The organism is Streptomyces sp. NPDC044921, assembly GCF_056432865.1.
The window spans coordinates 69084-94163 of record NZ_JBWKIF010000016.1; the positions used below are offsets into that span (position 1 = coordinate 69084).

The following is a 25080-nucleotide window of genomic DNA, read 5'->3' on the forward strand; positions in this document are numbered from 1 at the left end:
CGCGTTCACCGCCCCGCCGCCGGAACCCGCGTCACACGACGTGCCTACCGGTGCGAGGTGAACTCCACGACCTGCTGGTAGGTCGGCCGGTTCTGCCAGCTGATCGGGCCGTGCTTGATGCCGCCGAGCGTGCGGTGGCTGATCGAGTCGGCGCACCACTGGTCGCCCGCCGCGCACACGTCGTCGCCGGGGTAGACCTGCGCCGCGGTCTTTCCGGCGGCCTCCTTCAGGGTCCTGACGAGCATGCCGTGGCAGGCGCCGAGGCTGCCGCCGCCGCAGTACGTGCGCGCCAGCGGGCCCTTGACCTGCTCGCCGAGGACGGCCCGGATGTCCTTGTCGACGTAACTCCACCAGCCGTACTGGAAGGAGCTGCCGGCGTGCGAGCCGGTCGGGCCGTGCGCGGCGGACGGGGCCTCGTCGACGGGCAGGTTGGCGGTCATGGCCCGGTACAGCTCGCCGCCGAGGCCCGGTTGGAACTGGGCCTCGACCAGCAGCGGCCACCAGGCGTCGAGGATGCGGATCGCGTCGGCGTCGGCGTACTTCCTGGAGCCGGCCGAGGTCTCGGTGCGCTGGCCGCCGGCGGCCACCCACGCCTGGAGCTTGCCCACGGCGGCCGCCGCGGCGGAGTCGGTGACCGGCGCGCTGCCGAGGACCCTCAGCAGCTTGGGCAGGACGTCCTCGGCGCGCAGGTCGGCGAGCCCGGCGTCCGCCATGGCCCGCACCAGCGAGGCCCGGGTCACCCCACCCTGCTGGACCAGCTTGCGGACCCGGTCCTCCAGGAGGTTGCCGCGGTGCACGGAGCCGTTGCCCCAGGGCGCGGTCGTGTAGTCCTGGGCCTGCTTGTTGTTCCAGGAGATGTAGTAGTCCTGGTCGACGGAGTGCGGGTGCGCGGAGGGCGGGGTGTAGTCGGCGGTGTTGGTCGCCGGGTCCCAGCCGCGCCACTCGTGCGCGGGCCTGGCCCACACCGGGAACTCGGCGTCGACGCCGCTCGCGCGCACGGGGTTGTCGCCGCTGTTGTAGTACGCGGTGTGCTCGGAGTCGGCGTAGAACCAGTTGAAGGTGTAGTTGATGTGCTGCACCGCCTTCCGGAAGTCCTCCGGGCCCTTGACGTAGTCCGGGTCGTTCAGCATCTGGAAGCCGATGATGGAGTCGGCCTCGTGCAGGAAGGACGAGCGCAGGGTGGTGTAGGCGACCTTCTTGCCGCCGACCGTGGCGCGGTACTCCACCGGCCCGTACTTCGTGCGCCACACCCGCATCGTGTAGGAACCGGCCGCGGTGCCGTCGGCGACCGTGGGCTTCCAGGCGTTCTTCTGCTCGACCTTCTCCATCGGCGTGCAGGTGCCGCGGTAGAGGTAGTGGTAGTCGTCCTGGCACAGTTCGACGGCGTACGTGTCGATGATGTCCTGGCCCGAGGTGGTGGCGCTCCACGCGTAGTCCTGGCCGCGGCCGAGTTCCACGTAGAAGCTGAGGCCGGCGAAGGAGGCGCCGCGGGCGCTGATGCCCGGACCCTGGATCTCCTGGAGCAGCAGCAACTGCGGGGCGAAGTAACCGGTCTGGGGGCCGAACACGGCGACGGGGTGCCCACTGGCGGTGTGCTTCCCGCTCACCACGAGGGCGTTGGACATGCCGCGCCGGGCGGACGACAGGGCCGTCTTCGCCGCCTCCCCGGACGCGCCGGTGGCGGCGGGCGTCGTGGCGCTGCCGGTACGGTCGTGGACGAGCGGTTCCGCGCGCACCGAGCCGGCGTCGGGCAGGGCCGTGCCCTGCGGGTCGCCGGGCTTGGTGGCGTAGGGGAAGCTGCCCGTCCGCTGGGTGAGGACGGCTTCCGGGTCGTTGCGCATCCGGAAGGACTCCCAGACCTTGGTGCCCTCGGCGACGCCGTACTTCTCCTGGGCGGCCAGGAGGGAGATCGCGTTGCTGACCTCGCCGCCCCCGCCGGAACCGAACAGCGCGCCGATGACCGAGGCGAGCGCCACCAGGTCGGTGATCTTGAAGTGTTCTATCTTCCCGGCGTTGGTGATTGAGTCCTTGTGCCCGGTGAGCACGTATTCCCCGGGGAAGTAGCGGCCGCTGTCGGAGGCGTCGATATAGGCGTTGATGCCGTCGAGGTAGGCCCTGGCGTCGGCGAGGGCCTGTCTGCCGCGTTCGCCGTTCGACGCCACCGCGTTGTCGATCTGCGCCTGCAGATCCGCCTCGGTGTACGGGGCGTGCCGCCAGAACTGCTGCTCCAGCCCCTGGTTGGAGGGCGCGCCGCCCGCGAAGGAGGTCAGCTGTCCCCGCCCGACGTGCCGGAAGACGTCCATGAGCCACAGCCGGTCCTGGGCCGCCGCGTAGCCGGCGCCGAACTCGGTGCCGTAGCGCGTCGTGCCGGTGATGTGCGGCACCCCGGTCTTCTTGTCCCGGACGATCGTCACGTCACCGCGCCCGGCGGGCTTGACGGTGGAGGCGACCTGGTCCGCCGACACACCGAAGGACGCGTCGTTGAAGAAGGTGTTGATCTTGTCGTTGGTGAGGCCGGGATAGCCCTTGGCGAGGTTGTTGTAGGGCCCGAGCTGGTCCGCGGCGTGCTCGGGCTGGGTGCCGAAGGCCTGGTTGAGGAGGATCTGGGCGAGGGTGGCGTTGCCGTTCTGGCCGGGCGGCAGGATGTCCGAACACCGGTTCCCGCAGTGGTCGTTCGCGGCCGCCGCCGTGCGCGCTTCGGCCGTCCCCGCGGCCGCCGCCGGGGCGAGGGGCGACAAAAGACCGGCGATCAGGGCGCATACGGATGCGGTCTTCAGGAACCCGGGGATTCCGCGGGGAGTTCTCAGTCTGTCGAGAACGGTGCGTGGGTGACGCCGTGGCATGGGGGCTCCTCCCGACGTGGGGTGGGCGGGATGTTACCGCCGGTATCCCCGCCTTTGAAGGTGAACAAGCGTCACTTTTGGAAGTCAGCACAACAGGCACACGGATCACGGCAGTCGACAGGTGAGCTTCGCCGGACGGCTTATGGAGGCCATGTGGAATCGGATGGAGCCGATTCGCTTGTCGATACGTCTATTCGGCGACGTCCGTACGACGACGCCGAAGTGACCGGATGTACAGGTGCAGGTGTGACGGAGGTGCAGGACGATGGCCGGTTTCCGAAGTCTGGCGAGACAGGTCCGCGATCCGCGGTGCGATCTGGCCTTGCGGCGCTATTCGCTGCGCAAGTGCCTTGAGAGGTTCGCGCCGTACGGGCACAGGGCGACCTGGGACCATCTGTGCTCCCGGGCCGGGTTCGGTCCCGAGGACCGATCCCCCGATCCGGCGCGGCTCGTGGCCGCACTGGACGAACTGGAGGAGGCGCGCGCGGTCTGGCTGGCCTACGAGGTCGAGTTCGCCGAGCGCCGCAAGAAGGAGAAGCACGACGGACTGCGCCGGCCGGGCAGCGTGGACGACTGGCACCGGCTGACCTGGGGCGGTTTCGGCGTGGCGTGGTGCGACGATCCGGCGGTCCATCCCCGTGAACCGCTGGCCGAGGTGCTGCGCCGGCTGATCGCCGCGCTGGAGCGCGAACCGGGTTCGAGCTGCCCGGTGTGCGGTGGGGAACGACTCGCCTGGAAGTACGGCCTGGATCACGAACCCTCGGCGGGTCCGGTCTGCGCGGACTGCGGGATCCTGGTGCCGCGTCCCGTGCTCACGCCCGAGGCCCTGGCGGACGCCAGGCGGGCGAGGTCGCTGGTGCCGGCTTGACGGATGCGGGTGCGCGGGGGGTGCGCCGGGGATGCCGCACCCCCACTGTCGGCGGGAACTGGCACCATCGTCGGCATGGTGCAGGTGTGTCTGAACGGTCCGCGGACGGCCGCTGACGGTACGGCGGTGCCGCTGACGCCGGAGGCGATGGCCGCCTCCGCCGCGGCCGCCGTGGCCGCCGGGGCCACGGACGTCCACGTCCATCCCAAGACGCCGTGCGGGCGGGACACGTTGTCGCCGCGCGTGCTGGCGGAGACGCTGACGGCGGTGCGGTCGCGGGTGCCCGTACCGGTGGGCGTGACCACGGGGGCGTGGGCCGAACCGGACCACGCCGCGAGACTCGACCGGATCCGGGGCTGGACGGTGCTGCCCGACCACGCCTCGGTCAACTGGCACGAGCCGGGGGCGGAGGAGATCGCCGCCGCGCTGCTCGACCTCGGGGTGGACGTGGAGGCGGGCATCTGGTCCGGCACGGACGGGGCGCGGCGGTTCGCGTCCTCGCCGCTCGGGCCGAGGGTGCTGCGGGTTCTCGCCGAGGTGACGGACACGGACGCGTCCACCGCGGTGACGTCCGCGCGGGGCTTGCTGTCCGAGCTCGGTTCCGCGCACGGCCGGCCCGTCCTGCTGCACGGGGAGGACGGGGGCGCGTGGCCGGTGCTGCGGCTGGCCGGCGAACTGGGGCTGGCGACGCGGGTGGGGCTGGAGGACGTCCTGGTCCTGCCGGACGGACGACCGGCCCGGTCCAACGCGGAGTTGGTCGCGGCGGGGCTGGTCGAGTACGGCCGTTGACGAAGGACCGGTGCGGCCGGGGCCGGGCGCCCGAGCGGCGCGCCTGCCCGCAGCCCGGCGGCAGCCGCGACGCGCCCGCGCCCGCCGGCGCACGGAAGGGCCGTGCCGGGGGTGTCCGCCCGCGGCGCTGGGCGCGTCAACGCCAGTCGGCCGGTGTGACACCCCGTCGCGCCCTTCCGGGGACGGACACCCCCGCTACCCGCGACCCGCGCCCCCGCCGTTGCGTTCCACCATCAGGCGGGACCCCGCCCGGCGTTCACCGAAGACGTCGCCCGGGTTGGACAGCACGCACGTGTCCAGGGAGAGGCAGCCGCAGCCGATGCAGTCGGTGAGATGGTCCCGGAGGCGGTTCAGCTGCTTGATGCGTTCGTCCAGCTCCGAGCGCCACGCCTCCGACAGACGCGCCCAGTCCTCCCTGGTCGGCGTCCGCTCCTCCGGCAGCTCCGCCAGCGCCTCACGGATCGTCGCGAGCGGAATCCCGACGCGCTGCGCGGCCCTGATGAACGCCACCCGCCGCAGCGTGTCACGGGAGTACCGGCGCTGGTTGCCCGCCGTACGGCGACTGCTGATCAGGCCCTTGGACTCGTAGAAGTGCAGAGCGGACACCGCCGCCCCACTGCGCGCCGACAGCTGCCCGACCGTGAGCTCGTGGATCTTCTCTGGAATCTGAGGCACCCCTCGAACCCTACCCAGTCCGTTGACACAGCCCTCACGGCCGACCATGCTAAGCAGTCGCTTAGATAAAGCTTCCCCGCACGAGAGGCCTGGACGACATGGCACAGCCGAGGATCTTCACGTCCGTCGACGACCTGAAGTCGGCGGTCGGCGAACAGCTGGGGTACACCGACTGGCTCGACATCGACCAGAAGCGGATCGACCTCTTCGCGGAGGCCACCGGTGACCACCAGTGGATCCACGTCGACCCGGAGAAGGCCGCCGCCGGCCCCTTCGGCACGACCATCGCGCACGGCTATCTGACCCTGTCGCTGCTCCCCCTCTTCGGCCCTCAGCTGATCTCCGTCGAGGGCGTGAGGATGGGCGTCAACTACGGCACCAACAAGGTCCGTTTCCCCGCTCCCGTGCCCGTCGGATCCCGCCTGCGCGCCACCGCGACGATCACCGGCGCCGACGACGTCCCCGGCGGCGTCCAGGTGACCGTCGCCTTCACCGTGGAACGCGAGGGCGGCGACAAGCCCGTCTGCGTCGCCGAGTCCGTCTCGCGCTACTACCTCTGAGGCTCAGCGGGCGCCGCCGGCACAGCCCCGGAACCCGCCGCGCCCACCATCCGCAGCACGAGGTCGGCGTACAGCTCGCCGACCTCCTCGGGTGTGCGCGGCCCGCCCACCTTGAACCACCGCGCCACGTCGATGCACAGCGACAGCACCGCCAGCGTCGTCCCGTGCACGTCGATGACCTCGAACTCGCCCGCGCGCACGCCCTCCTCGATGATGCCGCGCACCTCCGCGTCGACCTGGCGCCGCAGGCCGAGGATCTCGGCGCGGGCCTCGGGGCCGAGCGAGTCGAGTTCGTACTGCACCACCCGCGCGGTGGTCCGCCCGCCCGCGTGCCAGCGCACGAAGGAGCTGACCGCGTCGGCGAGCCGCTCGGTGGGGCTGCCCTCACGGCGGGACGCCGTCCGAAGGATCTCCAGGGCCTTCTCGTGCCCGATCCTGCTGATGCGGTGGAGCAGCTCCTCCTTGGTCTTGTAGTGGATGTAGAGCGCGGCCGGGCTCATCCCGGCCCGGCCCGCGATGTCACGGGTCGTCGTGGCGTGGTAGCCGCGCTCGGCGAAGGCCTCCACCGCGGCGATCAGCAACCGCCGCGCCGCGTCGGGCGTGACCTCGCCCCACGCCTGCGCCTCGCCGCCGGCCGTCTCCTCCGCCGTACTCATCACTCGCCCCTCTCCACTGACAGGGGCACCACCATACCGCCGAAGGTGAGCGAGCGCTTAGCGCGCTCGCCGGGTGCTGCCCCTCAGTGCTTGTCGAAGGGGGTGTAGGGGGAGGCCGCCGCAGCCCCCTCCTGCCGGTCCCGGATCACCTTGGCCAGCGTGAAGGAGGAGGTGACGAGGTACAGCACGACGATGGCGAGGAAGCCCCGCACCCAGGCGTCGGCGCTCAGCTGGTAGATGCCGATCGCGGTGGCCGCCATGGCGACGGCGAAGGAGGCGACGGCCTGTCCGTAGAAGGCGGCCGTGTTCTGCTGTTTGCCCGGTGTCTCACTCATGGCGACAGCTTCGGCCACCGCGGCCCGCGCCACATCCGCCGACGTACTCAGACGCTACTCAGAACGCCGAGACCCCGGTCAGGGCCCGGCCGATCACCAGCTTCTGGATCTGGCTCGTGCCCTCGTAGAGCGTCATCACGCGGGCGTCCCGCAGCAGCTTGCCCGCGGGGTACTCGTCGATGTAGCCGTAACCGCCGAAGACCTGCAGCGCGTTGTTCGCGGCGCGGACGGCGGCCTCCGACGCGAACAGTTTGGCCTTGGAGGACTCGACGGCGAACGGCCGCCCCCGGTCGATCAGATCGGCGACCCGCCAGGTCAGCAGCCGGGCGGCGTCGACGTCCACGGCGATGTCGCTGATCAGCTCCTGCACCAGCTGGTGCCGGGCGATGACCTTCCCGAACTGCTCGCGCTCGCCCGCGTACCGCACGGCCGCGTCCAGGGCGGCCTGGGCTATGCCGACGCAGCCCGCGGCCACCGACATCCGCCCCTTGGCCAGGGCCGACATGGCGATCGAGAAGCCCTTGCCCTCCGGCCCGAGCAGCGCCGAGGCCGGGACCCGCACGCCCTCCAGGACGAGTTCGGCGGTGGCCTGGCCGCGCAGCCCGAGCTTGCCGTGGACGGTGCGGCGGGTCAGGCCGGGCGTGTCGGCGGGGACGAGGAAGGCGGAGACGCCCCGGTGGCCGGGGGCGTCCGTGGAGCGGGCGAAGAGCAGGACGACGTCGGCCCAGGTGCCGTTGGTGATGAACATCTTGGTGCCGTCGATGACGTACTCGTCGCCGTCCCGCACGGCCCGCGTCGTGAGGTTGCCCGCGTCGGAGCCGGTGCCCGGCTCGGTCAGCCCGAAGCAGCCGACCGACGCGCCGGAGGTCAGCCCGGGCAGCCACCGCCGCTTCTGCTCCTCGCTCCCCCAGGCGGCGACGGTCTTGGCGACCAGGCCCAGCGAGACGGAGACGATGCCGCGCACGGAGGAGTCGCCCCGGCCGAGTTCCTCCGTGACCAGGCAGTACGCGAGGTGGTCGCCGCCGGAGCCGCCGTACTCCTCGTCGATCGTCAGGCCCAGGAAGCCGACCTCACCGAGCTTCTTCACGATCGACCGGTCGACCTCCTCGGCGCGGTCCCAGGCGACGGCGTGCGGGGCGATCTCGCGCGCGACGAAGTCCCGGGCGAGCTGCCGCACGGCGGTCTGCTCCTCGCTGAGCTCCAGGTTCACCACAAGTCACCCCTCGAAAACCGCGCGCACGGCCCGTGCGGCCCACTTAAATTAGCACTGCTAGTTTCTTTCGGCAGCCCTACTATGTGCGCCATGGCCCGACCGCGCAAGCCCTTGCTCAGCACCGACCGGATCGTCGAGACGGCCCGCGCGCTCGTGGACGCGGAGGGCCTCGCGGCCGTCTCCACCCGCCGGCTCGCCGCCGAACTCGGGGTCAGCGGGCCCTCGCTCTACAACCACTTCCGCACCAAGGACGAGATCCTGGAGGCGGTCGCCGACTCGGTGAGCGGCCAGGTCGACCTGTCGATGTTCCAGGACGGCCGGGACTGGCGGACCGCGCTGCACGACTGGGCCGTCTCCTACCGGGCCGCGCTGCGCGACCACCCGAACATCGTCCCGGTGCTGGCCTCGGGGCCCGGCAGGCGCCCGGCGGGCCTGCGCCTCGCGGACGCCGTGTACGGCGCCATGGTCGAGGCGGGCTGGCCGCCGGCGCAGGCCACCTCCATCGGCGCGCTGATGCGCTACTTCGTGATGGGCTCCGCGCTCGGCTCCTTCGCGGGCGGCTTCGTCGACGACGCGAGCGCCTACGACCCCGCCGACTATCCGCACCTCCAGCAGGCGCACCTGCTCGCCGAACAGCAGGAGAAGATCGACGAGCGGGCCTTCGAGACCGGTCTCACGGCGCTGCTGGACGGGCTCGCGCGGCAGTACGAGCAACTGCGGCGTACCGCGTAGGGCCGTCTCACCGGGACACTTCGGTGACGGCCGAAGGGTCCGTGTCCCATGCTGGGGGGCATGACGACGAGGGACCCGCGGGCCACGGCGCTGGCCCGGCTCGCCGCGCTGATCGCCGACGAGACCCGGGCCGTGTGCCTGCTCGCGCTGCTCGACGGGCGGGCGTGGACGGCGGGCGAGCTGGCGCGGCACGCGGGGGTCGCCGCGTCCACGCTGAGCGAGCACCTGGGCAGGCTCGTCGCGGGCGGACTGCTCGCCGAGGAGCGGCAGGGCCGGCACCGGTACGTGCGGCTGGCCGACGCGCGGGTCGCGCACCTGGTCGAGGACCTGGCCGCCCAGGTCGCGCCGGACCGGCCGGTGCGGCCGCGGAACCTGCGGGAGTCGAGCGCCGGTTCGGCGATGGCCCGGGGCCGCACCTGCTACGACCACCTCGCCGGGCGGCTCGGCATCGCGGTCACCGACGCGCTGACGGCCCGGGGCCTGCTCGTGCAGGAGACCGGGTTCGCGCTCACCGGCACCGGGCTCGCCTGGTTCGAGGCGGCCGGGATCGGCCTCGACCGGCGGGGGCGGCGGCCCCTGGCCCGGGCCTGTCTGGACTGGACCGAACGCCGGCCGCATCTCGCGGGCGTGGCGGGCGCGGCCCTGTGCCGGCACGCCCTGGAGACCGGGTGGTGCGTGCGCGTCGGCTCGGAGCGGGCGGTGAGGGTGACGGCGGCCGGTGAGCGGGCCCTGTCCGGCCTGCTGGGCATCGAGGCCGCCGCCCTGCGCTAGCCGCCGGTGCCCCGTCCGAAATCCGCGAGCTTCCGGCCTTTCGTCCCCCTAGCCTCAAGGAGCATGATGAGCAACCCGCCCACCGCGTCCACCCGTCGCGCCGAGGTGCTGGCCGCCGCCGCGGCCGCGGTCACCGTCGTGCTGTGGGCCTCCGCCTTCGTCTCGATCCGCAGCGCGGGCGACGCCTACTCGCCGGGTGCGCTGGCGCTGGGGCGGCTGCTGGCGGGCGCCCTGACGCTGGGGGTGATCTGCCTGGTGCGGCGGGAGACGTGGCCGCCGCGCCCGGCCTGGCGCGGCATCGCGATCTCGGGCGTGCTGTGGTTCGGCTTCTACATGGTCGCCCTGAACTGGGGCGAGCAGCAGGTGGACGCGGGCACGGCCGCCCTGGTGGTCAACACCGGGCCGATCCTGATCGCGCTGCTCGGATCGCGGCTGCTCGGCGACCCGATGCCGCCGCGGCTGCTGGCCGGGATGGCGGTGTCGTTCGCCGGTGCGGTGACCGTGGGGCTTTCGATGTCCGGCGAGGGCGGTTCCTCGGTGCTCGGGGTGGCGCTGTGCCTGCTGGCGGCGGTCGCGTACGCCGGGGGCGTCGTGGCGCAGAAGCCGGCGCTGGGCTCGGCGAGTCCGCTGCAGGTGACGACGTTCGGCTGCCTGGTCGGCGCGGTGGTGTGCCTGCCGTTCGCGGGGCAGCTTCTCCAGGAGGCCGCGAAGGCGCCCGCCTCCGCCACGCTCAACATGGTCTACCTGGGCGTCTTCCCGACCGCCCTCGCCTTCACCACGTGGGCGTACGCACTGTCCCGGACGACCGCGAGCCGGATGGGCGCGACGACCTACGCGGCGCCCGCGCTGGTGGTGCTGATGTCCTGGCTGCTCCTCGGCGAGGTGCCGGGGCTGCTCACGCTGGCCGGCGGGGCGCTGTGCCTGGCGGGCGTGGCGGTGTCCCGGTCGCGCTCGCGGGCGGCGGCCCGGGCCGGTGTTCCGGGAGCGGTTCCGGACCACCGGCCCGAGCAGGCGCCCGGCTCAGCTCGCTGACCCGGCCTCCGCGCGGGCCTCCGGCGCGGGCTCCCTCTCCGCCGCACGCGCCCGGCGCGCGAGGACCCTGATCGACAGCAGGGCGATCACCGAGAGCCCGATGATGTAACCGGAGACGGCCATCGAGGTGCCGGTCGCCTCCAGCAGCAGCACCATCACGAAGGGGGCGAGCCCGCCGCCCGCGACGGCCGCGATCTGGTAGCCGAGGGAGGCGCCGGTGTAGCGCATCTCGGGCGTGAACAGCTCGGCGAACAGCGCCGCCTGGGGGCCGTACATGATGCTCAGGAAGCAGCTGGCGACGAACGTGCCGACCGCGAGCCACAGCAGCGAGCCGGTGTCGATCAGCAGGAAGAGCGGTACGGCCCACAGGGCGATGCCGGCCGCGCCGAGGGCGTAGATCCGGATGCGGCCAACCCAGTCGGAGAGGGCGGCGGCGGCCGGGATCAGCACGAGCTGGGTCAGGCTGACGCAGAGCGAGACCAGCAGGACCGGGCCCTTGTCCATGTCCAGTTCGCGGGTGGTGTAGTCGAGGACGCCCGTGATGAGGATGTAGAAGGTCGCGGTGTTCACGGCGAAGGAACCACCGGCCAGGAGCACCGTGCCGAGGTGGTCGCGCAGGATGGTGCGCAGCGGGGAGCCCTGCTCGGACTTCTCCTTCTGGGCGAGCGCCCGCTCCGCCTCGCGGAACGCCGGGGTCTCCTCGACGCGGGTGTGGATGTACCAGGCGAGGCCGAGCACCAGCAGGCCGACCAGGAACGGCACCCGCCAGCCCCAGGCGGTGAACGCCGGGTCGGAGGTGAGGGCGCCGGCCAGCAGGAAGACGGTGTTGGCGGTGACCACGCCGATGGGGACGCCGAGCTGGACGACGCTGCCGTAGACGCCGCGCTTGCCCTCCGGGGCGTACTCGGTGGCCAGGAGCATCGCGCCGCCCCACTGCGCACCGACGGCGACGCCCTGGGCGACGCGGAGCAGCACGAGCAGGATCGGCGCGGCGACGCCGATGGTGTCGTACGTGGGAAGCAGGCCGATGCCGGTGGTGGCGACGCCCATGAGCGTGAGGGCGAGGACCAGCATGGGCTTGCGGCCGCGCCGGTCGCCGAGGTGCCCGGCGACGATGCCGCCGAGGGGGCGGGCGAGGAAGCCGACGGCGAAGGTGGCGAACGACGCGAGGACGCCCGCGGTGGGGCTGCCCGCGGGGAAGTACAGGTCGCCCAGGACGAGGGCGGCGGCGATGCCGAAGACGAAGTAGTCGTACCACTCGACGGCCGAGGCGAGGGCGGCGGCGGTGGCGACCCGGCGGCGGTTGCCGGCGGCGGGCGGGGTGGGGGCGGGCTGGGCGGAAGGTGCCGTGTCCATGCGGTGCGCGCTCCGGGGTGTGCGGGGACGGAACGGGGGGTGGCTCGGGTTCCGGGGAACGTACTGACCGGACGGTATGGACGTCAACGGGTCGCGCACCAGGACTTTCCGCCTGTACGTGGCACTCAGTGGGCTGCGGACACGGCGAAGGCCCCGGCCTCGGCGGGAGACCGGGGTGTGTCGCGGCGGAACGGGCTAGAAGACGACCAGGGCCCGGCCGCCCTTGCCCGCCAGCATGTTCTCGAAGGCCGCCGGGATGCCGTCCAGCGAGATGCGTTCCGTGACCAGGGCGGTCAGGTCCAGGCGGCCCGCCCGGACGTGGTCGGCCAGGACCGGCAGGTCGCGGGCCGGATCGGAGTTGCCGTAGACGCAGCCGGTCAGGGTGCGGCCCCAGTGGAAGATCTCCAGGGCGTTGAAGGTGACCTGCTGGTCCTTGCCGCCGATGCCGACAACCGTGGTGCGGCCGCCGCGCCGGGTGGAGTCCCAGGCCGTGCGGATGGTGACGGCGCGTCCGGCGCACTCGACGGCCACGTCGACGCCCTGCCTGCCGGTCAGGCCGCGGATCTCGCGGGCGGTGGTGTCGGAGGCGACGAGGTAGTCGGTGGCACCGGCCGTGCGGGCCAGTTCCTCCTTCGCCGGGGAGACGTCCACCGCGACGATCTTCGAGGCGCCGGCGATCCGGGCGGCCTGGAGCGCGGCGAGTCCCACTCCCCCGACGCCGAAGACGGCGACCGTCTCGCCCTGCCGGACGCGGGCCGAGTGGTGGACGGCGCCGTAGCCGGTGAGGACAGCGCAGCCCAGCAGGGCCGCGTCGGTGAGCGGGACACCGTCGGGTGCGGGCAGCACGCAGGACGCGGGGACGACCGTCTCCTCGGCGAACGCGGCGACGTTCAGGCCGGGGTGGAGGTCGGTGCCCTCGGTGGTGCGGGCGTGGACGGCCGCGGCACCGCTCAGGGCGTCGGCGCACAGCCACACCTCCCCGAGTGAGCAGGCGTGGCAGACGCCGCAGGACGGGGCCCAGTTGAGGACGACCCCGTCGCCGGGCGCGACGTGCGTGACGCCCTCGCCGACGGCGACGACCGTGCCGGCGCCCTCGTGGCCGAGGACGGCCGGGACGGGCAGGCGCATGGTGCCGTTGGACAGGGACAGGTCGGAGTGGCAGACCCCGGCGGCGGCGAGCCGGACGTGGACCCGTCCGGGTCCGGGATCGGGCAGCTCGATGCCGGTGATCTCCAGCGGGGAACCGATGGCGGGCAGGACGGCGGCGCGGACGGCCATGGCGGAAGGGACTCCCCTGACTAGAACTGGAGGGACTTGGTCTGGAGGTACTCGGCCAGGCCGTGCACGCCGAGCTCGCGGCCGACGCCGGACTGCTTGTAACCGCCGAAGGGGGCGAGGGGGTTGAAGCGGCCGCCGTTGATGTCGACCTGGCCGGTCTCCATCCGGCGGGCGAAGGCCACGGCCTCGGCCTCGTCCCCGGCCCAGACGGCACCGGCCAGGCCGTAGACCGTGCCGTTGGCGATCCGCAGGGCGTCCTCCTCGTCCTCGTAGCGGAGGATCGACAGGACCGGGCCGAAGATCTCCTCCTGCGCGATGGCCATGTCCTCGGTGACGTCGGCGAAGACGGTCGGGCTGACGAAGTAGCCCCTCGCGCGCGGGGCTTCCGGGCCTCCGGCGACCAGGCGGGCGCCCTCGGCGACGCCCTTCTCGATGTAGCCGCGCACCCGGTCGCGCTGCCGGGCGTTGACGACCGGGCCGATGCGCTCGCCGTACTTGGCGGCGGCCGTGGCGGCGAGCTCGACCGCCTCGTCGTACTGGTCGCGGTGGACGAGCATCCGGGTCCAGGCGCTGCACGTCTGGCCGGAGTTGGACATGACGTTGGCGACGCCGACGTTGACGGCCCTGGCCAGGTCGGCGGTCGGCAGGATGACGTTGGCGGACTTGCCGCCGAGTTCGAGGGCGACCTTCTTGACCTGCCCGGCGGCGATCGCCGCGATCCGGCGGCCGACGGCGGTGGAACCGGTGAAGGACACCAGGTCCACGCCGGGGTGCTCGGCGAGGGCCTGGCCGGCGACCGGGCCGAGGCCCGTGACCAGGTTGACGACGCCCGCCGGCACCCCGGCCTCGTGCACCGCGTCGGCGAACAGCCGCGCCACCAGCGGGGTGTCCTCGGCCGGCTTCACCACGACCGTGCAGCCCGCCGCGAGGGCCGGGGCGACCTTGGCGACGATCTGGTGCAGCGGGTAGTTCCAGGGGGTGATAGCGGCCACGACCCCGATCGGCTCGTGGTGCACGACCGAGGTGCCGACCTTCTCCTCGAAGGCGTACGTCGCCGCCAGCTCGGCGTAGGAGCCCGCGACCGCGACCGGCACGGCCGCGTGGACGGCCTGCGAGAACTTCAGGGGCGAGCCGAGTTCGGCGGTCACCGTCCCGGCGATCTCGTCGGCCCGGGCCGCGAGGACGTCCCGCAGGGCGGAGAGGCGGGCGGCACGCTCGGCGGGCGGGGTCGCGGCCCAGCCGGGCAGGGCGCCGCGGGCGGCCCGCACGGCGGCGTCGACGTCCTCGGCGGTACCCGCCGGGACGGTGCCGATGACCTGCTCGTCGACCGGGTTCACGACCTCGATCACGTCCTGGCCGGCGGCGGGGCGCCAGGCGCCCTGGATGTACATGCCGTCGTGTGCCTTCATCGCGCTTCCTCCGGGGCGGGGGCGTCGTCGTCCGGGCACATAAACTAGCGGCGATAGTTTTCCGGCGCCAGACGTCCCGGGGTGCCGGGGTCACCCGGTCACGGCTCATCACAGCACGGCCGCGGTTCCCTCCGGGTGTGCGGCTGCTCACTCCGCGCCGCTCACCGCGCGCCACCCGCGCCCCGTCGCTCACTCCTCCAGGTCGGGAAGGTGGGCCGGGCTCGGGCAGATGCGGTCGCCGTGCTGGTCGAAGACGAACAGGTGGGCCAGGTCGACCAGGAGCGGTACCTGCATGCCGTGGCGGAGGGCCAGGTCGGGGGTGGTGCGGACGATGAGATCTCCGGGCAGTCGGGGTTCGGCGGGCGCGGGCCGGGGCTCGGCGTCACCGGGCTGTTCCAGGGCCACCACGGGCCCGGCCCGGCCGGCCGCCGCGGTCCGCTCCCGCAGCCGGGTCAGCACCGAGCCCTCGCGGCGGCGGCGCCGGGCGGGGCGGCCGGGGCGCGGGCGCGGGGCCTCCAGGTCGGGGACGACGGCGGGGCTGGAGCCGGTGTTGAAGTGGACGAGGATCTCGTGCCCCTGGAACTCCACGTGCTCCACCAGGCCGGTGATCGGCACCTCGCCGGGGCGGGCCGCGCTGTGCCTGGCGATGCGGACGGCCTCCGAGCGCAGGCCCACGATGACCTCACGGCCCTGCTGGACCCGCAGCAGCTGGTGGTCGAGGGACAGCGGCTCGGGCAGGCGCAGGAACTGCTTGCCCAGGCTGATGGTCATCGCCCCGTCGAGCGGGGCGCGGACCAGGCCGCGCAGCAGGTTGATGCGCGGGGTGCCGATGAAGGCGGCGACGAAGACGTTGCTGGGCAGCGCGTAGACGGCCCGCGGGTTGTCGACCTGCTGGAGCACGCCGCCGCGCAGCACCGCGACCCGGTCGCCCAGGGACATGGCCTCGGCCTGGTCGTGGGTGACGTAGAGGGTGGTGACGCCCAGCTCCTTGGTCAGCTGGGAGATCTCGGCGCGCAGATGGGTGCGGAGCTTGGCGTCCAGGTTGGACAGCGGCTCGTCCATGAGGAAGGCCGACGGGTGGCGGGCGATGGCGCGCCCCATCGCCACCCGCTGGCGTTCGCCGCCGGAGAGCTGGCCGGGCAGGCGGTCGAGGAGGTCCTCGATGCCCAGCATGCGGGCGGTGGCGTCCACGCGCGGGGAGGGGTCCGCGCCCGGGGCCTCGATGCGCAGCGGGAAACCGATGTTGTCCCGGCTGGTCATGTTCGGGTAGAGGGCGAAGTTCTGGAAGACCATCGCCATGTCCCGGCCGGACGGCGGCAGGTCGTTGGCGTACTCGCCGTCCAGCAGCAGCTCGCCCTCGTCGATCTCCTCCAGCCCGGCGATCATCCTGAGCACGGTCGACTTGCCGCAGCCGGACGGACCGAGCAGGACGAGGAACTCGCCGGGTGCGATGTCCAGTGAGAGCCGGTCCACCACGCGGACGCCTCGCGTGTAGGCCTTGCTCACGTGGTGCAGGGAGATGGCGCGTGTCATGAGGTGCCCCCGAGGGGTCTTCAGGGCGCTGGTGCTCCGCGGTCGGAAGCCCCGTGCGGGTCGTACGGGGCTGTGGGTCACGGAAGTTAACGGAATGTGCCCGGCTGGGGGAAGACACGGAACGCGATCGGAGGGCGCGTCCCGACTGGCGAGAAGGCGGAAGCCCCGGTTCGGCCGGGGCGTCGCCCGTGAGCGGCCGTCAGCGGATGCCGGTGAGGTGGGCGAAGACCACGACGTTCCCGGAGTAGCCCTTCCTGCGGTCGTACGTGCCGCCGCAGGTGATCAGGCGCAGCTCGGGGCGGCCCCGGGCGCCGTACACCTCCTGGCTCGGGAAGCCCGCCTTCTCGTACGACTTGACTCTGTCCACGGTGTAGACGGCGGTCCGTCCGTCGGCGCGGCGGGCCTTGACGATCCGGCCGCGCTTCAGCTCGGTCAGACCCGCGAAGACGGCGGGCCCGCTGTCCGTGTCCAGGTGCCCGACGGCCACGGCGGTGCCCTGCTCCCCCGGCGAGGCGCCCTGCTCGTACCAGCCGACCAGCTTCGGGTCGTCCTCCGGGGGCGCGGTGAGGCGGTGCTCGCGGTCGAGGCCCAGTTGCATGACCGGGGCGTCGAGTCGGAGGTAGGGGATGAGCAGGCGGGTGGCGCGCGAGGGCGGCAGCGGGCGGAGGGTGGCGCGGGCGGGGTGACGCTTGCCGGGCGGCTTGGCGACCGGCCTCGCGGGAGCCCTGGGGGTGACCGGCTTGGCGGCAGGCCTCGCGGGAGCCTTCGGGGTGACCGGCTTGGCGGCAGGCCTCGCGGGAGCCCTGGGGGTGACCGGCTTGGCGCGTGCCGTGTGACCGCCGGTGCCGGGCGCGGTGCCGGGCCGTCGGGTGGCAGGGCCGGAAGCGCGCGAGGGCGCACGGGTGGGCGCGGACTCGGGCGGTGCCGGTTTCCGGGGCGCGGGCGCGTGGGGGCCGGGCTTGCGGGGGGCTGTGGCGCGGTGGCCGGGTGCGGTCGGGGCGGGTGTGGCGGTGCGGGAGGCGGGCGGGGAGGGACGGGGCGGGGCGCCGGGCCGGCGACCGGGCTGGGCGAGGGTGCCGGTGCCGGTGCCGGTCACGCCCGCGGCGTCCGTGCCGCCCGGCGGGGTCGCCACGACCCCCGTCGCCCCCTGGGGAAGGGCCGTGACGGTGTCACTGGGTTCTTCGCCCCGGTCCCAGCAGAGACAGCCCACCACGAGGGAGACGGCCAGCACGATCGTGCGCGCCAGCCGGTAGGCCCGCCTCCGGCGCCGGGGCCTGCGTACGCCCGGACCCCACGCCCCGCCGGACCCACCGCCACGCCGCCCCGCCGAACCGTCCCAGGACCGCGCCGCGGCTCCTCCCCCGGGGGCGGCCCCGCCGCCCCCCAGCCGGATCACCGGCTCGGATCCGTGACCGGGCCCACGCCGGACACCAGAGGTGCCGCGCGGCCCCGAGCCCGCGACACGCCGGAACGGCGGCTCGCCGGCGGACCGGCCTCCGGCCCCGCGTCGGGCGCCCGGCGCGGCGACGGCCCCGGTCCACGCGCCACGCCCGGCCGCCGCGACGACACCGCCGCCGGCCTCGACACCGGACCCACGCCGATACGTCGAGCCGGCACCGGCCCCACGCGAAGCCGCCGAGCCACCGGCACCGCCGGCCCCGGGCACCCACCGAACCGAAGAACCAGCGTCGGCCCCGAACCCACGCCGATACGCCGGGCCGGCACCGCCCTCGAACCCACGTCGCGCCACCGGGTCCCCGAGTTCCCCATACGCGGCGCCACGCCGGGTTCCCGTCCCCGGAACGGTCCTCGGCCCCGCCCCACGCCCGGCCCTGGAGCCGTCGGCGCGTCCGGCGGCGGGCGCTCGCCGGCCCATCGGGTCGCCGGCGCCCTCGGGCCCGGTCCCCCGCCGCTCCGCCGGAACGGCGCGAGAACCGGCCCCACGTCGGTCCTTCGCCCCGGACCCGGACCCGGCGGTGTCACCGCGCCGTCCGGCCGGGGCGGCATCGGACACGGCCCAGGCATCACCCGTACCCGCCCCGCCCCCGCCCCGCCCGGTCCGGGCGGGGCGATCCGCGGAACGCGTCCTACGCGGCGCCATCGGGGCGGCGGCGGAGCCGGAACCAGACCGTCCCCGCGACGGCCGCGAGGCCGACGGCTGCGGCTCCCGCGACCGGCGTGAACGCCTCGCCGCGGGCGATGCCGCCACCGCCCGCGGGCGGGCCGCCGACCGGCGTCGTCGGCTTGGAGGTCGGGCAGTCGACCTTGAACACCTTGAACTTGCCCGCCCCGTGCGCCTGGTCGGTCAGCCACGTGAGCTTGTACTGCCCGTTGGGCAGGTCCACGGCCTTGGTGCGGCCGGCGCCCTGCGCGTCGGCCTTGAACGTCCCGGTGCGGGTGGCCCCGCCCGGGACCTCGGGCTCGGTCTGGATGGTCCAGTTGACCTTCTCCCCCGGGTCGAAGTTGAACGCGGCGAGGTAGAAGTCGCAGACCTTCGGGTCGTTGCGCTGGTCGTCGGCCCGGGTCGTGGTGGCGTGGATCTTGACGTCTCCGTTGTCCCCCGGGATGGGAGCGGCGACGGCGGGCACACCGCTCAGGGTGGTCCCTGCGAGGGTGAGGGCGGCGAGGACGGCGGTACGGGTGCCGGCACGGCGCGCGAGGGGTACGACGGGCATGAAGATGCCTCCAAGTCAGACGATTTTCATACGAACTCCTCGTCACCTGACTCTGTGTCACCTCACCGCCGAAAGGCGTGCAGCACCGCCCGGGGACGCGTCAGATATCGCTCTTACGGCGCAGCGGCACCCGCCGTCGCCGGGCCCTCGTCACCCTCCCGGCCCCCTCGGGCGGCGCACTCCCCCGCGAGCGCAGCGCCACCCCGGCGGAGACCAGCAGCAGGGCCCCGAGCATCACGAACGGCGCCGCCACCCCCGCGAGCCCGGCGATCAGACCGGCCGAGGCGGGCGCGGCGACCTGCCCGAGCCGGTTGCCGGTCAGGCGCAGCGCGAGGGCCGTGGAGCGCGCGTCCTCCGGCGCGGCCTGGACGACCGTGGTCATCGACAGCGGCTGCCCCACGCCGAGGCAGAAGCCGAGGAGCACCAGCAGCAGGCCGAGCGCCCACACCGGCACCGGCAGGGCGATGCCCGCGCACAGCAGGGCCGCCAGCAGACAGGTGACCGTGAGCAGCCGGGTCCGGCCGAGCAGCCGCAGCAGGGGCGTGAGGACCAGCCGGCAGGCGATGGTGGCCGCGGCGCGCAGGCTGAGCAGGAGGCCGATGACCGGCGGCGCGATGCCCCGGTGCTCGCCGACCACCGGGAGGTAGGCGGTGAGGATGTCGGTCGCGGACAGCACGGCGAGGCTGATGAAGATGCCGGCGGGCACGCCCCTGGTGCGCAGGATGCCCCGCACGGGGACCCGGCCGCCCCGGTCCGCGCGGGACGCGGTCCGCGTACGGCGGTGCTCGACGCGCCACAGCGAGGTGAACGAGACCGCCGCCGTCGCGCCCGCCGCGAGCAGGGCCAGCGCGCTGGTGCCTGCCATGTCCTCGCCGCCGATCAGCGCTCCCGCGGCGACGGGTCCGATCAGCTGCCCGAGGGCCGCGCCGATGGTGAAGTGGCCGAAGTTGCGGTCCTGTTCGTGCGGCGCGGACTGGCGGGCGACGAGGGACTGCGAGCCGATGACGAAACAGAGGTGGCCGAGGCCCATCACCCCGCTCCACAGCGCCATCGTCCACAGCGAGCCGGCCACGCCGCTGAGGGCGCAGCCGCCGGCGATCAGCACCACCCCGAAGGGCAGCAGGGGCGCGCAGCGGCCGTGGTCGGTGCGGCGGCCCAGGGGTACGGCCGCGAACAGGGGCAGCAGCGCGTACACACCGGCGATCACACCGACCGCCCGCTCGTCCGCGCCCAGCGCGAGGGCCCGGTAGGAGACGGCGGGCCGGGCCATCGACACCGCCCCCTGCGTGAAGGAGAAGGCGATGACGAGGCGGAGCAGCCAGCCGCGGTTCCCACCGGGCCTCACGGTGTCCTCCATGGTGTGTCGTACGAGGGGTCAGATGATGCCGAAGAGCATGCCCGCCGCGAGGATGACCAGGCAGGTGAGGGCGGCCCACTTCACGACGAACCTGGTGTGGTCGCCGAACTCGACCTTGGCCATGCCGACGAGGACGTAGACGGCGGGCACGAGCGGGCTGGACATGTGCAGCGGCTGGCCGACCAGGGAGGCGCGGGCCATCTCCAGCGGGGAGACGCCGTGCGCGGCACCGGCCTCGGCGAGGACGGGCAGGACACCGAAGTAGAAGCCGTCGTTGGACATGAAGTACGTCAGCGGCAGGCTCAGGATGCCGGTGACGAGGGCCATGTGCGGCCCCATGCTGCCGGGGATGACGTCCACCATCCACTTGGCCATGTGGTCGACCATGCCGGTGCCCTGGAGGACGCCGGTGAAGACGGCGGCGGCGAAGACCATGCCGGAGACGTTCAGGACGTTGTCGGCGTGGGCGGCGATGCGGGCCTTCTGGTCGGGGATGTGCGGGAAGTTCACGGAGAGGGCGAGCGCGGCGCCGAGCAGGAACAGCACCGGGATCGGCAGCCACTCCATGATCATGGCGGTGAGCAGGACGACCGTGAGCAGCGCGTTGAACCAGTAGAGCTTGGGGCGCAGGGTGGAGCGGTTCGGGTCGAGTCCCTGGAATCCGTCGTCCTCGGCGGGGTTCCCGGCGCCGCCGGTGCCCTCGGGGGCGTCCGTGCCGGAGCCCGTGCCGCCCGGGCCGGTCTTGCGCAGGGAGACCGTGCCGTCGCCATGGGCGCCGGCGCCCACGAGGACCGTCTCGGACTGCTTCTCCTCCTCCAGCACCTCGTCCAGCGTCAGCACGCCCAGCCGCCGGCGCTCGCGCACACCGAGGACGTAGGAGAGGCAGAAGACGAAGAGCAGGCCGACCAGGAGCGCCGGGATCATCGGGACGAAGATGTCGCTGGCGTCGAGCTTGAGCGCGGTCGCGGCGCGGGCGGTCGGGCCGCCCCAGGGGAGGGTGTTCATCACGCCGTTGGCCATGGCGGCGACACCGGTCATCACGACCAGGCTCATCTTCAGGCGCTTGTACAGCGGGTACATCGCCGAGACGGTGATCATGAAGGTGGTGGAGCCGTCGCCGTCCAGCGACACGATCGCGGCGAGCACGGCGGTGCCGACGACGATGCGCATCGGGTCGGCTTTGCAGAACTTGAGGATGCCGCGGACGATCGGGTCGAAGAGACCGACGTCGATCATCACGCCGAAGTAGACGATCGCGAACATCAGCATCGCCGCGGTGGGGGCGAGGCTGGTCACGCCGTCGATGACGTAGTCACCGAGGTGGGCGCCCTTGCCGACGAACACGCAGAACAGCGCGGGGATCAGCACGAGCGCCGCGATCGGCGACATCTTCTTCATCATGATCAGGACCAGGAAGGTCGCGATCATGGCGAAGCCGAGGATGGTCAGCATGAGTGGATACCTAACGTTCGCCCTTGAACATCCCACCAGGGCCGGCGGTGTCCGAGACGTTAGGTCCCGTCAAGCAGCGTTAACAAGACGTTGACGTGCGAGCAATAAGCGCAAAACTGCTGGTCACAGCTTTGCTCAGGTCAGAGCCGTGAGCTTTTCGGTCACCGCGGGGCCTCCCGGGGCCGTCGCGGGGGCGATGTCGACGGGTACTCCGTTGAGGACCGCGTTGCCCGACAGCGGGTCGAGCAGCCGGCCGTCGAGGAGCTGGTTGACGTTGACGCCGGGGTCGGTCGAGGCATGGCCGAGGCGGGTCCCCGGGCGGTCGTGGCCCCAGCCGTGGGGGAGGCTGACCACGCCCCGCCGGATGGCGTCGGTGAGCTCGGCGGGCGCGGTGACCTCTCCCCCGGCGCCCCGTACCCGCACCGGCGTCCCGTCCGCGATGCCGAGGCGCTCGGCGTCCTCGGGGTGGAGGTGCAGGGTGCAGCGGTTCGAACCGCCGGTGAGGGCGGGCACGTTGTGCATCCAGCTGTTGTTCGAGCGCAGGTGCCGGCGGCCGACCAGGACGAAGCCCTCGGGCCGTTCGTCCAGGGCCGCGCGCAGCCGGGGCAGGTCGGCGGCAATCGGGCCGGGCAGCAGCTCCACCCGGCCGCTCCTGGTCTTCAGCGGCTGCGGCAGGCGGGGCCACAACGGGCCCAGGTCGATGCCGTGCGGGTGCGCGAGGAGCTTCTCCAGGTTCAGTCCGTCCGGTGTCGCGCCGAAGCCGTCGCCGTAGGGGCCGAGACGCAGCATCATGTCCAGGCGTCGTTCGGGGCCGTCGGCGCCGGTGAGCAGGGCGGCCAGCTCGCGGGGATCGCGGCCGTGCACGGGCGAGTGGGGCTCCTCGACCGCCTTGCCGAGGGTCTGGTCGACCACCATGCGGTCGACGGCGCCCGGGTCGGTCCCGTGCATGCCCGTCACGGCGAGGATCAGCCGGGCCAGGATCTCCGTCTCGGCCATGCGGCCCGGCTCCAGCGGAACGGCGGGGCGGGTGTAGCGGACCTGGTTGCGGACGGCGAGGGTGTTGAAGGCGAAGTCGTGGTGCGGGCTCTGGGCGGGCGGGGGCGGGGGCAGGACCACGTGGGCGTGGCGCGAGGTCTCGTTGAGGTACGGGTCGACGCTGACCATGAAGTCGAGCGAGGCGAGCGCCTTGTCGAGCCGGTCGCCGTCGGGCGCGGACAGTACGGGGTTGGCGGCGACCGCGATCAGCGCGCGGACCGGCTCGCCGTCCTCGGTGGCCGTGTCGATCTCCTCCGCGAGGGCCGACAGCGGCAGTTCGCCCTTGGCCTCGGGGTGCCGGCTGACCCGGGAGTGCCAGCGCCCCAGGGCGAAGCCGCGGCCGGGTCCGGCGGGGCGCGGGGTCCGGTCGGTGGCGGCCTGCGGGAAGAGGGCGCCGCCGGGGCGGTCGAGGTTGCCGGTGAGGATGTTCAGTACGTCGACGAGCCAGCTGGCGAGGGTGCCGTGCGGGACGGTGCAGCTGCCGATGCGGCCGTAGACGGCGGCCGTGGGGGCGGCGGCGAGGTCCCGGGCGAGGGCACGGATGAGCCCGGCCTCGACGTCACAGGCACCGGCGACGGCCTCGGGGGTGAAGTCCCGCAGGGCGTCGGAGAGTTCCTCGACGCCCTGGACGTGCGGGGTGGGCGTGACGAGATCCTCGTCGAAGAGCACCCGGGCCATGGCCGCGAGCAGCAGCGCGTCGGTGCCGGGCCGTACGGCGATGTGCCGGTCGGCGAGCTTCGCGGTGCGGGTGCGCCGCGGGTCGATGACGACGAGGGTGCCGCCCCGGGCCTTGAGCGCCTTGAGCCGGCCCGGGAAGTCGGGGGCGGTGCACAGACTGCCGTTGGACTCCAGCGGGTTGGCGCCGATGAGGAGCAGGTGGTCGGTGCGGTCCAGGTCGGGCACGGGGATCGCGTTGGCGTCGCCGTAGAGCAGGCCGCTGGAGACGTGCTTGGGCATCTGGTCGACCGTGGAGGCGGTGAAGACGCTGCGGGTGCCGAGCCCGGCGAGCAGGACCGGCGGGTAGAGGCCGCCGGCCATCGTGTGCACGTTGGGGTTGCCGAGGACGACACCGACCGCGTGCGGGCCGTGCCGCTCGACGACCGGCCGGACGCCGGCGGCGACCGCGTCGAAGGCCTCCTCCCAGGTGGCCTCGCGCAGTTCGCCGTCCCCGCGCACCAGGGGGGTGCGCAGCCGGTCCGGGTCGGAGTCGACGGCGCCGAAGGACGCGCCCTTGGGGCAGATGAACCCCTTGCTGAACACGTCGTCGCGGTCACCGCGGGCGTGGGTGACGCGCGTGCCCTCGACGGTGAGGGTCAGGCCGCAGGTGGCCTCGCACAGGGGACAGATGCGCAGGGCGGTGCGGGACACGGGTCCTCCCGGAGGCGGCGGCTGCGGTGACGTGCTGACGCGGCCGAGCATACCGACCGGTATGGACGGAGGGGAGCCCTTGGCGGGTCCCGGTTCGCGCCCGGGGCGCGGGAGTTCAGTCGAGTACGCGGGCCAGGTAGGAGCGGAGCAGCTCCCGGGCCTCGTCGATGATCTTCGGATCTCCGTCGGGTGCGACCCGGAAGGCCAGGTGGACGAGGGTGTCGGCGGTCTCCACGGCGATCAGGAACACCCGGCGCAGGTCCTCGTCCGGCTCGCGGTCGAGGTAGCCGGAGAGGAGTCCGGTGAGGCGGTCGGCGACGCGGTGGTTCGGTTCGGCGTGGCGGGCGCCGACGGGGATCTGGTTGCCGAAGTCGACGAGGGAGAAGCCGGGCGCGGAGCGCTTCATCTCCAGGTACTCGTCGAGCACGGCGTCCATGGCCTCGCGCCAGCCCCCGCCGCCCGCCTCGCGCAGGCGTTCGGTGACGCGCGCGGAGTAGCGCTCCAGATTGCGCTGGGCCAGCGCGTCGGCCATCTGCCGCTTGTTGCCGAAAAAGCGGTAGACCGAGCCGATGGGGACACCTGCGCGCTCGGCGACCGCGCGGGTGCTCAGGGCGTCGTAGCCGACCTCGTCCAGGAGGTCGGCACAGGCGTCGAGGATCCTGGTCAGGCGTTCGGCACTGCGCCGCTGTACGGGCGCACGACGGAGCGAGGTCGCGTGGGGCACGGGCTTCATGATGCCCTTCCGGGCCGGTCCGGTGAACCTCGGTCCCTGGCCGGCTGTGCGGCATCCGTCACCCGGGCACGCACCGGCTGCCGGCCTTCGGCCGCGTCGGCGGGGACCGATTGCCCGGAGTCCACCGCGCCCGCGGTTGCCATCCCCTGGACGGCAACCGCGTCCGGCCCGGCCCACCCCCGGGCACCCACCGCGCCCGAACCGACCGCCCCCCGGACGGCAACCACGTCCGCACCGACCGAGCCCTCGACGGCAACGGCATCCGCACCGGCCGAGCCCCGGGCACCCGCGGCGCCCGCATTGGCCGAGCCCTGGACGGCAACCACGTCCGCACCGACCGAGCCCTCGACGGCAACGGCATCCGCACCGGCCGAGCCCCGGGCACCCGCGGCGCCCGCATTGGCCGAGCC

At 73.5% G+C, this 25080-nt stretch carries 21 protein-coding genes and 1 pseudogene; 6 read left to right on the plus strand and 16 right to left on the minus strand.

The window, feature by feature from the left end; all coding sequences use genetic code 11:
* Positions 1 to 44: 44 nt before the first annotated feature.
* Entirely contained in the window at positions 45 to 2843 is a 2799-nt protein-coding gene (locus AC07DA_RS24440) for a penicillin acylase family protein (RefSeq protein ID WP_479130329.1), read from the minus strand.
* A gap of 265 nt (positions 2844 to 3108) precedes the next feature.
* Between AC07DA_RS24440 and AC07DA_RS24445 the strand changes: the two genes are divergently transcribed.
* Complete coding sequence (locus AC07DA_RS24445; RefSeq protein ID WP_479130330.1) at positions 3109 to 3711, plus strand: hypothetical protein; 603 nt, start codon at positions 3109 to 3111, stop codon at positions 3709 to 3711.
* A gap of 75 nt (positions 3712 to 3786) precedes the next feature.
* The gene (locus tag AC07DA_RS24450; protein ID WP_479130331.1) at positions 3787 to 4500 is read left to right on the plus strand and encodes a 3-keto-5-aminohexanoate cleavage protein; all 714 of its coding nucleotides are present in this window, start codon (positions 3787 to 3789) and stop codon (positions 4498 to 4500) included.
* A 195-nt stretch (positions 4501 to 4695) separates the two neighbouring features.
* On the opposite strand, the gene soxR is transcribed toward AC07DA_RS24450, so the two are convergent.
* Positions 4696 to 5175, minus strand: coding sequence for a redox-sensitive transcriptional activator SoxR (gene soxR / locus AC07DA_RS24455; RefSeq protein WP_479130332.1), 480 nt, complete (start codon positions 5173 to 5175; stop codon positions 4696 to 4698).
* Between the two features lie 98 nt (positions 5176 to 5273).
* On the opposite strand from soxR, the gene AC07DA_RS24460 reads away from it, so the two are divergent.
* Positions 5274 to 5735 carry a MaoC family dehydratase gene (locus AC07DA_RS24460; protein ID WP_479130333.1) on the plus strand — a complete coding sequence of 154 codons (462 nt, stop codon included), beginning with the start codon at positions 5274 to 5276 and terminating at the stop codon, positions 5733 to 5735.
* Here AC07DA_RS24460 and AC07DA_RS24465 read toward each other — a convergent pair.
* From AC07DA_RS24465 to AC07DA_RS24475, 3 genes are all read right to left on the minus strand, one after another.
* Positions 5726 to 6391, minus strand: a complete 666-nt coding sequence (locus AC07DA_RS24465; protein WP_479130334.1) for a TetR/AcrR family transcriptional regulator — start codon at positions 6389 to 6391, stop codon at positions 5726 to 5728. The genes AC07DA_RS24460 and AC07DA_RS24465 overlap by 10 nt on opposite strands.
* 83 nt (positions 6392 to 6474) lie before the next feature.
* Complete coding sequence (locus tag AC07DA_RS24470) at positions 6475 to 6726, minus strand: YiaA/YiaB family inner membrane protein (RefSeq protein ID WP_479130336.1); 252 nt, start codon at positions 6724 to 6726, stop codon at positions 6475 to 6477.
* Between the two features lie 58 nt (positions 6727 to 6784).
* Positions 6785 to 7936 (minus strand): acyl-CoA dehydrogenase family protein, encoded by a 1152-nt coding sequence (locus AC07DA_RS24475; protein WP_479130337.1) that lies wholly within the window; start codon positions 7934 to 7936, stop codon positions 6785 to 6787.
* 93 nt (positions 7937 to 8029) lie between these two features.
* On the opposite strand from AC07DA_RS24475, the gene AC07DA_RS24480 reads away from it, so the two are divergent.
* The 3 genes from AC07DA_RS24480 to AC07DA_RS24490 all read left to right on the plus strand — a co-directional run bounded on the left by AC07DA_RS24480 (position 8030) and on the right by AC07DA_RS24490 (position 10474).
* Positions 8030 to 8671: a TetR/AcrR family transcriptional regulator gene (locus AC07DA_RS24480; protein WP_479130338.1), complete on the plus strand. Its 642-nt coding sequence runs from the start codon at positions 8030 to 8032 to the stop codon at positions 8669 to 8671.
* A 48-nt stretch (positions 8672 to 8719) separates the two neighbouring features.
* Entirely contained in the window at positions 8720 to 9442 is a 723-nt protein-coding gene (locus tag AC07DA_RS24485; RefSeq protein ID WP_479130339.1) for an ArsR/SmtB family transcription factor, read from the plus strand.
* Positions 9443 to 9508: 66 nt separating this feature from the next.
* Positions 9509 to 10474: a DMT family transporter gene (locus AC07DA_RS24490; RefSeq protein WP_479130340.1), complete on the plus strand. Its 966-nt coding sequence runs from the start codon at positions 9509 to 9511 to the stop codon at positions 10472 to 10474.
* Here the strand turns inward: AC07DA_RS24490 and AC07DA_RS24495 are convergent.
* The 11 genes and pseudogenes from AC07DA_RS24495 to AC07DA_RS24545 all read right to left on the minus strand — a co-directional run.
* Positions 10463 to 11830, minus strand: coding sequence for an MFS transporter (locus AC07DA_RS24495; protein ID WP_479130341.1), 1368 nt, complete (start codon positions 11828 to 11830; stop codon positions 10463 to 10465). The two genes, AC07DA_RS24490 and AC07DA_RS24495, sit on opposite strands and share 12 nt — an antisense overlap.
* Before the next feature lie 195 nt (positions 11831 to 12025).
* Positions 12026 to 13108, minus strand: coding sequence for a Zn-dependent alcohol dehydrogenase (locus AC07DA_RS24500; protein WP_479130342.1), 1083 nt, complete (start codon positions 13106 to 13108; stop codon positions 12026 to 12028).
* Positions 13109 to 13128: 20 nt separating this feature from the next.
* Entirely contained in the window at positions 13129 to 14517 is a 1389-nt protein-coding gene (locus tag AC07DA_RS24505; RefSeq protein ID WP_479130344.1) for an aldehyde dehydrogenase family protein, read from the minus strand.
* A gap of 189 nt (positions 14518 to 14706) precedes the next feature.
* The gene (locus AC07DA_RS24510) at positions 14707 to 16050 is read right to left on the minus strand and encodes an ABC transporter ATP-binding protein (RefSeq protein ID WP_479130345.1); all 1344 of its coding nucleotides are present in this window, start codon (positions 16048 to 16050) and stop codon (positions 14707 to 14709) included.
* Between the two features lie 199 nt (positions 16051 to 16249).
* Entirely contained in the window at positions 16250 to 17182 is a 933-nt protein-coding gene (locus AC07DA_RS24515; RefSeq protein ID WP_479130346.1) for a class F sortase, read from the minus strand.
* Between the two features lie 955 nt (positions 17183 to 18137).
* Positions 18138 to 18725 carry a hypothetical protein gene (locus AC07DA_RS24520; RefSeq protein ID WP_479130347.1) on the minus strand — a complete coding sequence of 196 codons (588 nt, stop codon included), beginning with the start codon at positions 18723 to 18725 and terminating at the stop codon, positions 18138 to 18140.
* 100 nt (positions 18726 to 18825) lie between these two features.
* Positions 18826 to 20070 (minus strand): MFS transporter, encoded by a 1245-nt coding sequence (locus tag AC07DA_RS24525; RefSeq protein WP_479130348.1) that lies wholly within the window; start codon positions 20068 to 20070, stop codon positions 18826 to 18828.
* Positions 20071 to 20100: 30 nt separating this feature from the next.
* Positions 20101 to 21534, minus strand: coding sequence for a CitMHS family transporter (locus tag AC07DA_RS24530; RefSeq protein ID WP_479130349.1), 1434 nt, complete (start codon positions 21532 to 21534; stop codon positions 20101 to 20103).
* 135 nt (positions 21535 to 21669) lie between these two features.
* A complete protein-coding gene (locus tag AC07DA_RS24535; RefSeq protein ID WP_479130351.1) occupies positions 21670 to 23937 on the minus strand; it encodes a molybdopterin oxidoreductase family protein in 2268 nt (755 codons plus the stop codon).
* A 115-nt stretch (positions 23938 to 24052) separates the two neighbouring features.
* Positions 24053 to 24670, minus strand: coding sequence for a TetR/AcrR family transcriptional regulator (locus tag AC07DA_RS24540; protein WP_479130352.1), 618 nt, complete (start codon positions 24668 to 24670; stop codon positions 24053 to 24055).
* Positions 24667 to 25080: pseudogene (locus AC07DA_RS24545) on the minus strand (hypothetical protein); the annotation flags it as partial. The gene AC07DA_RS24540 and the pseudogene AC07DA_RS24545, both read right to left, overlap by 4 nt.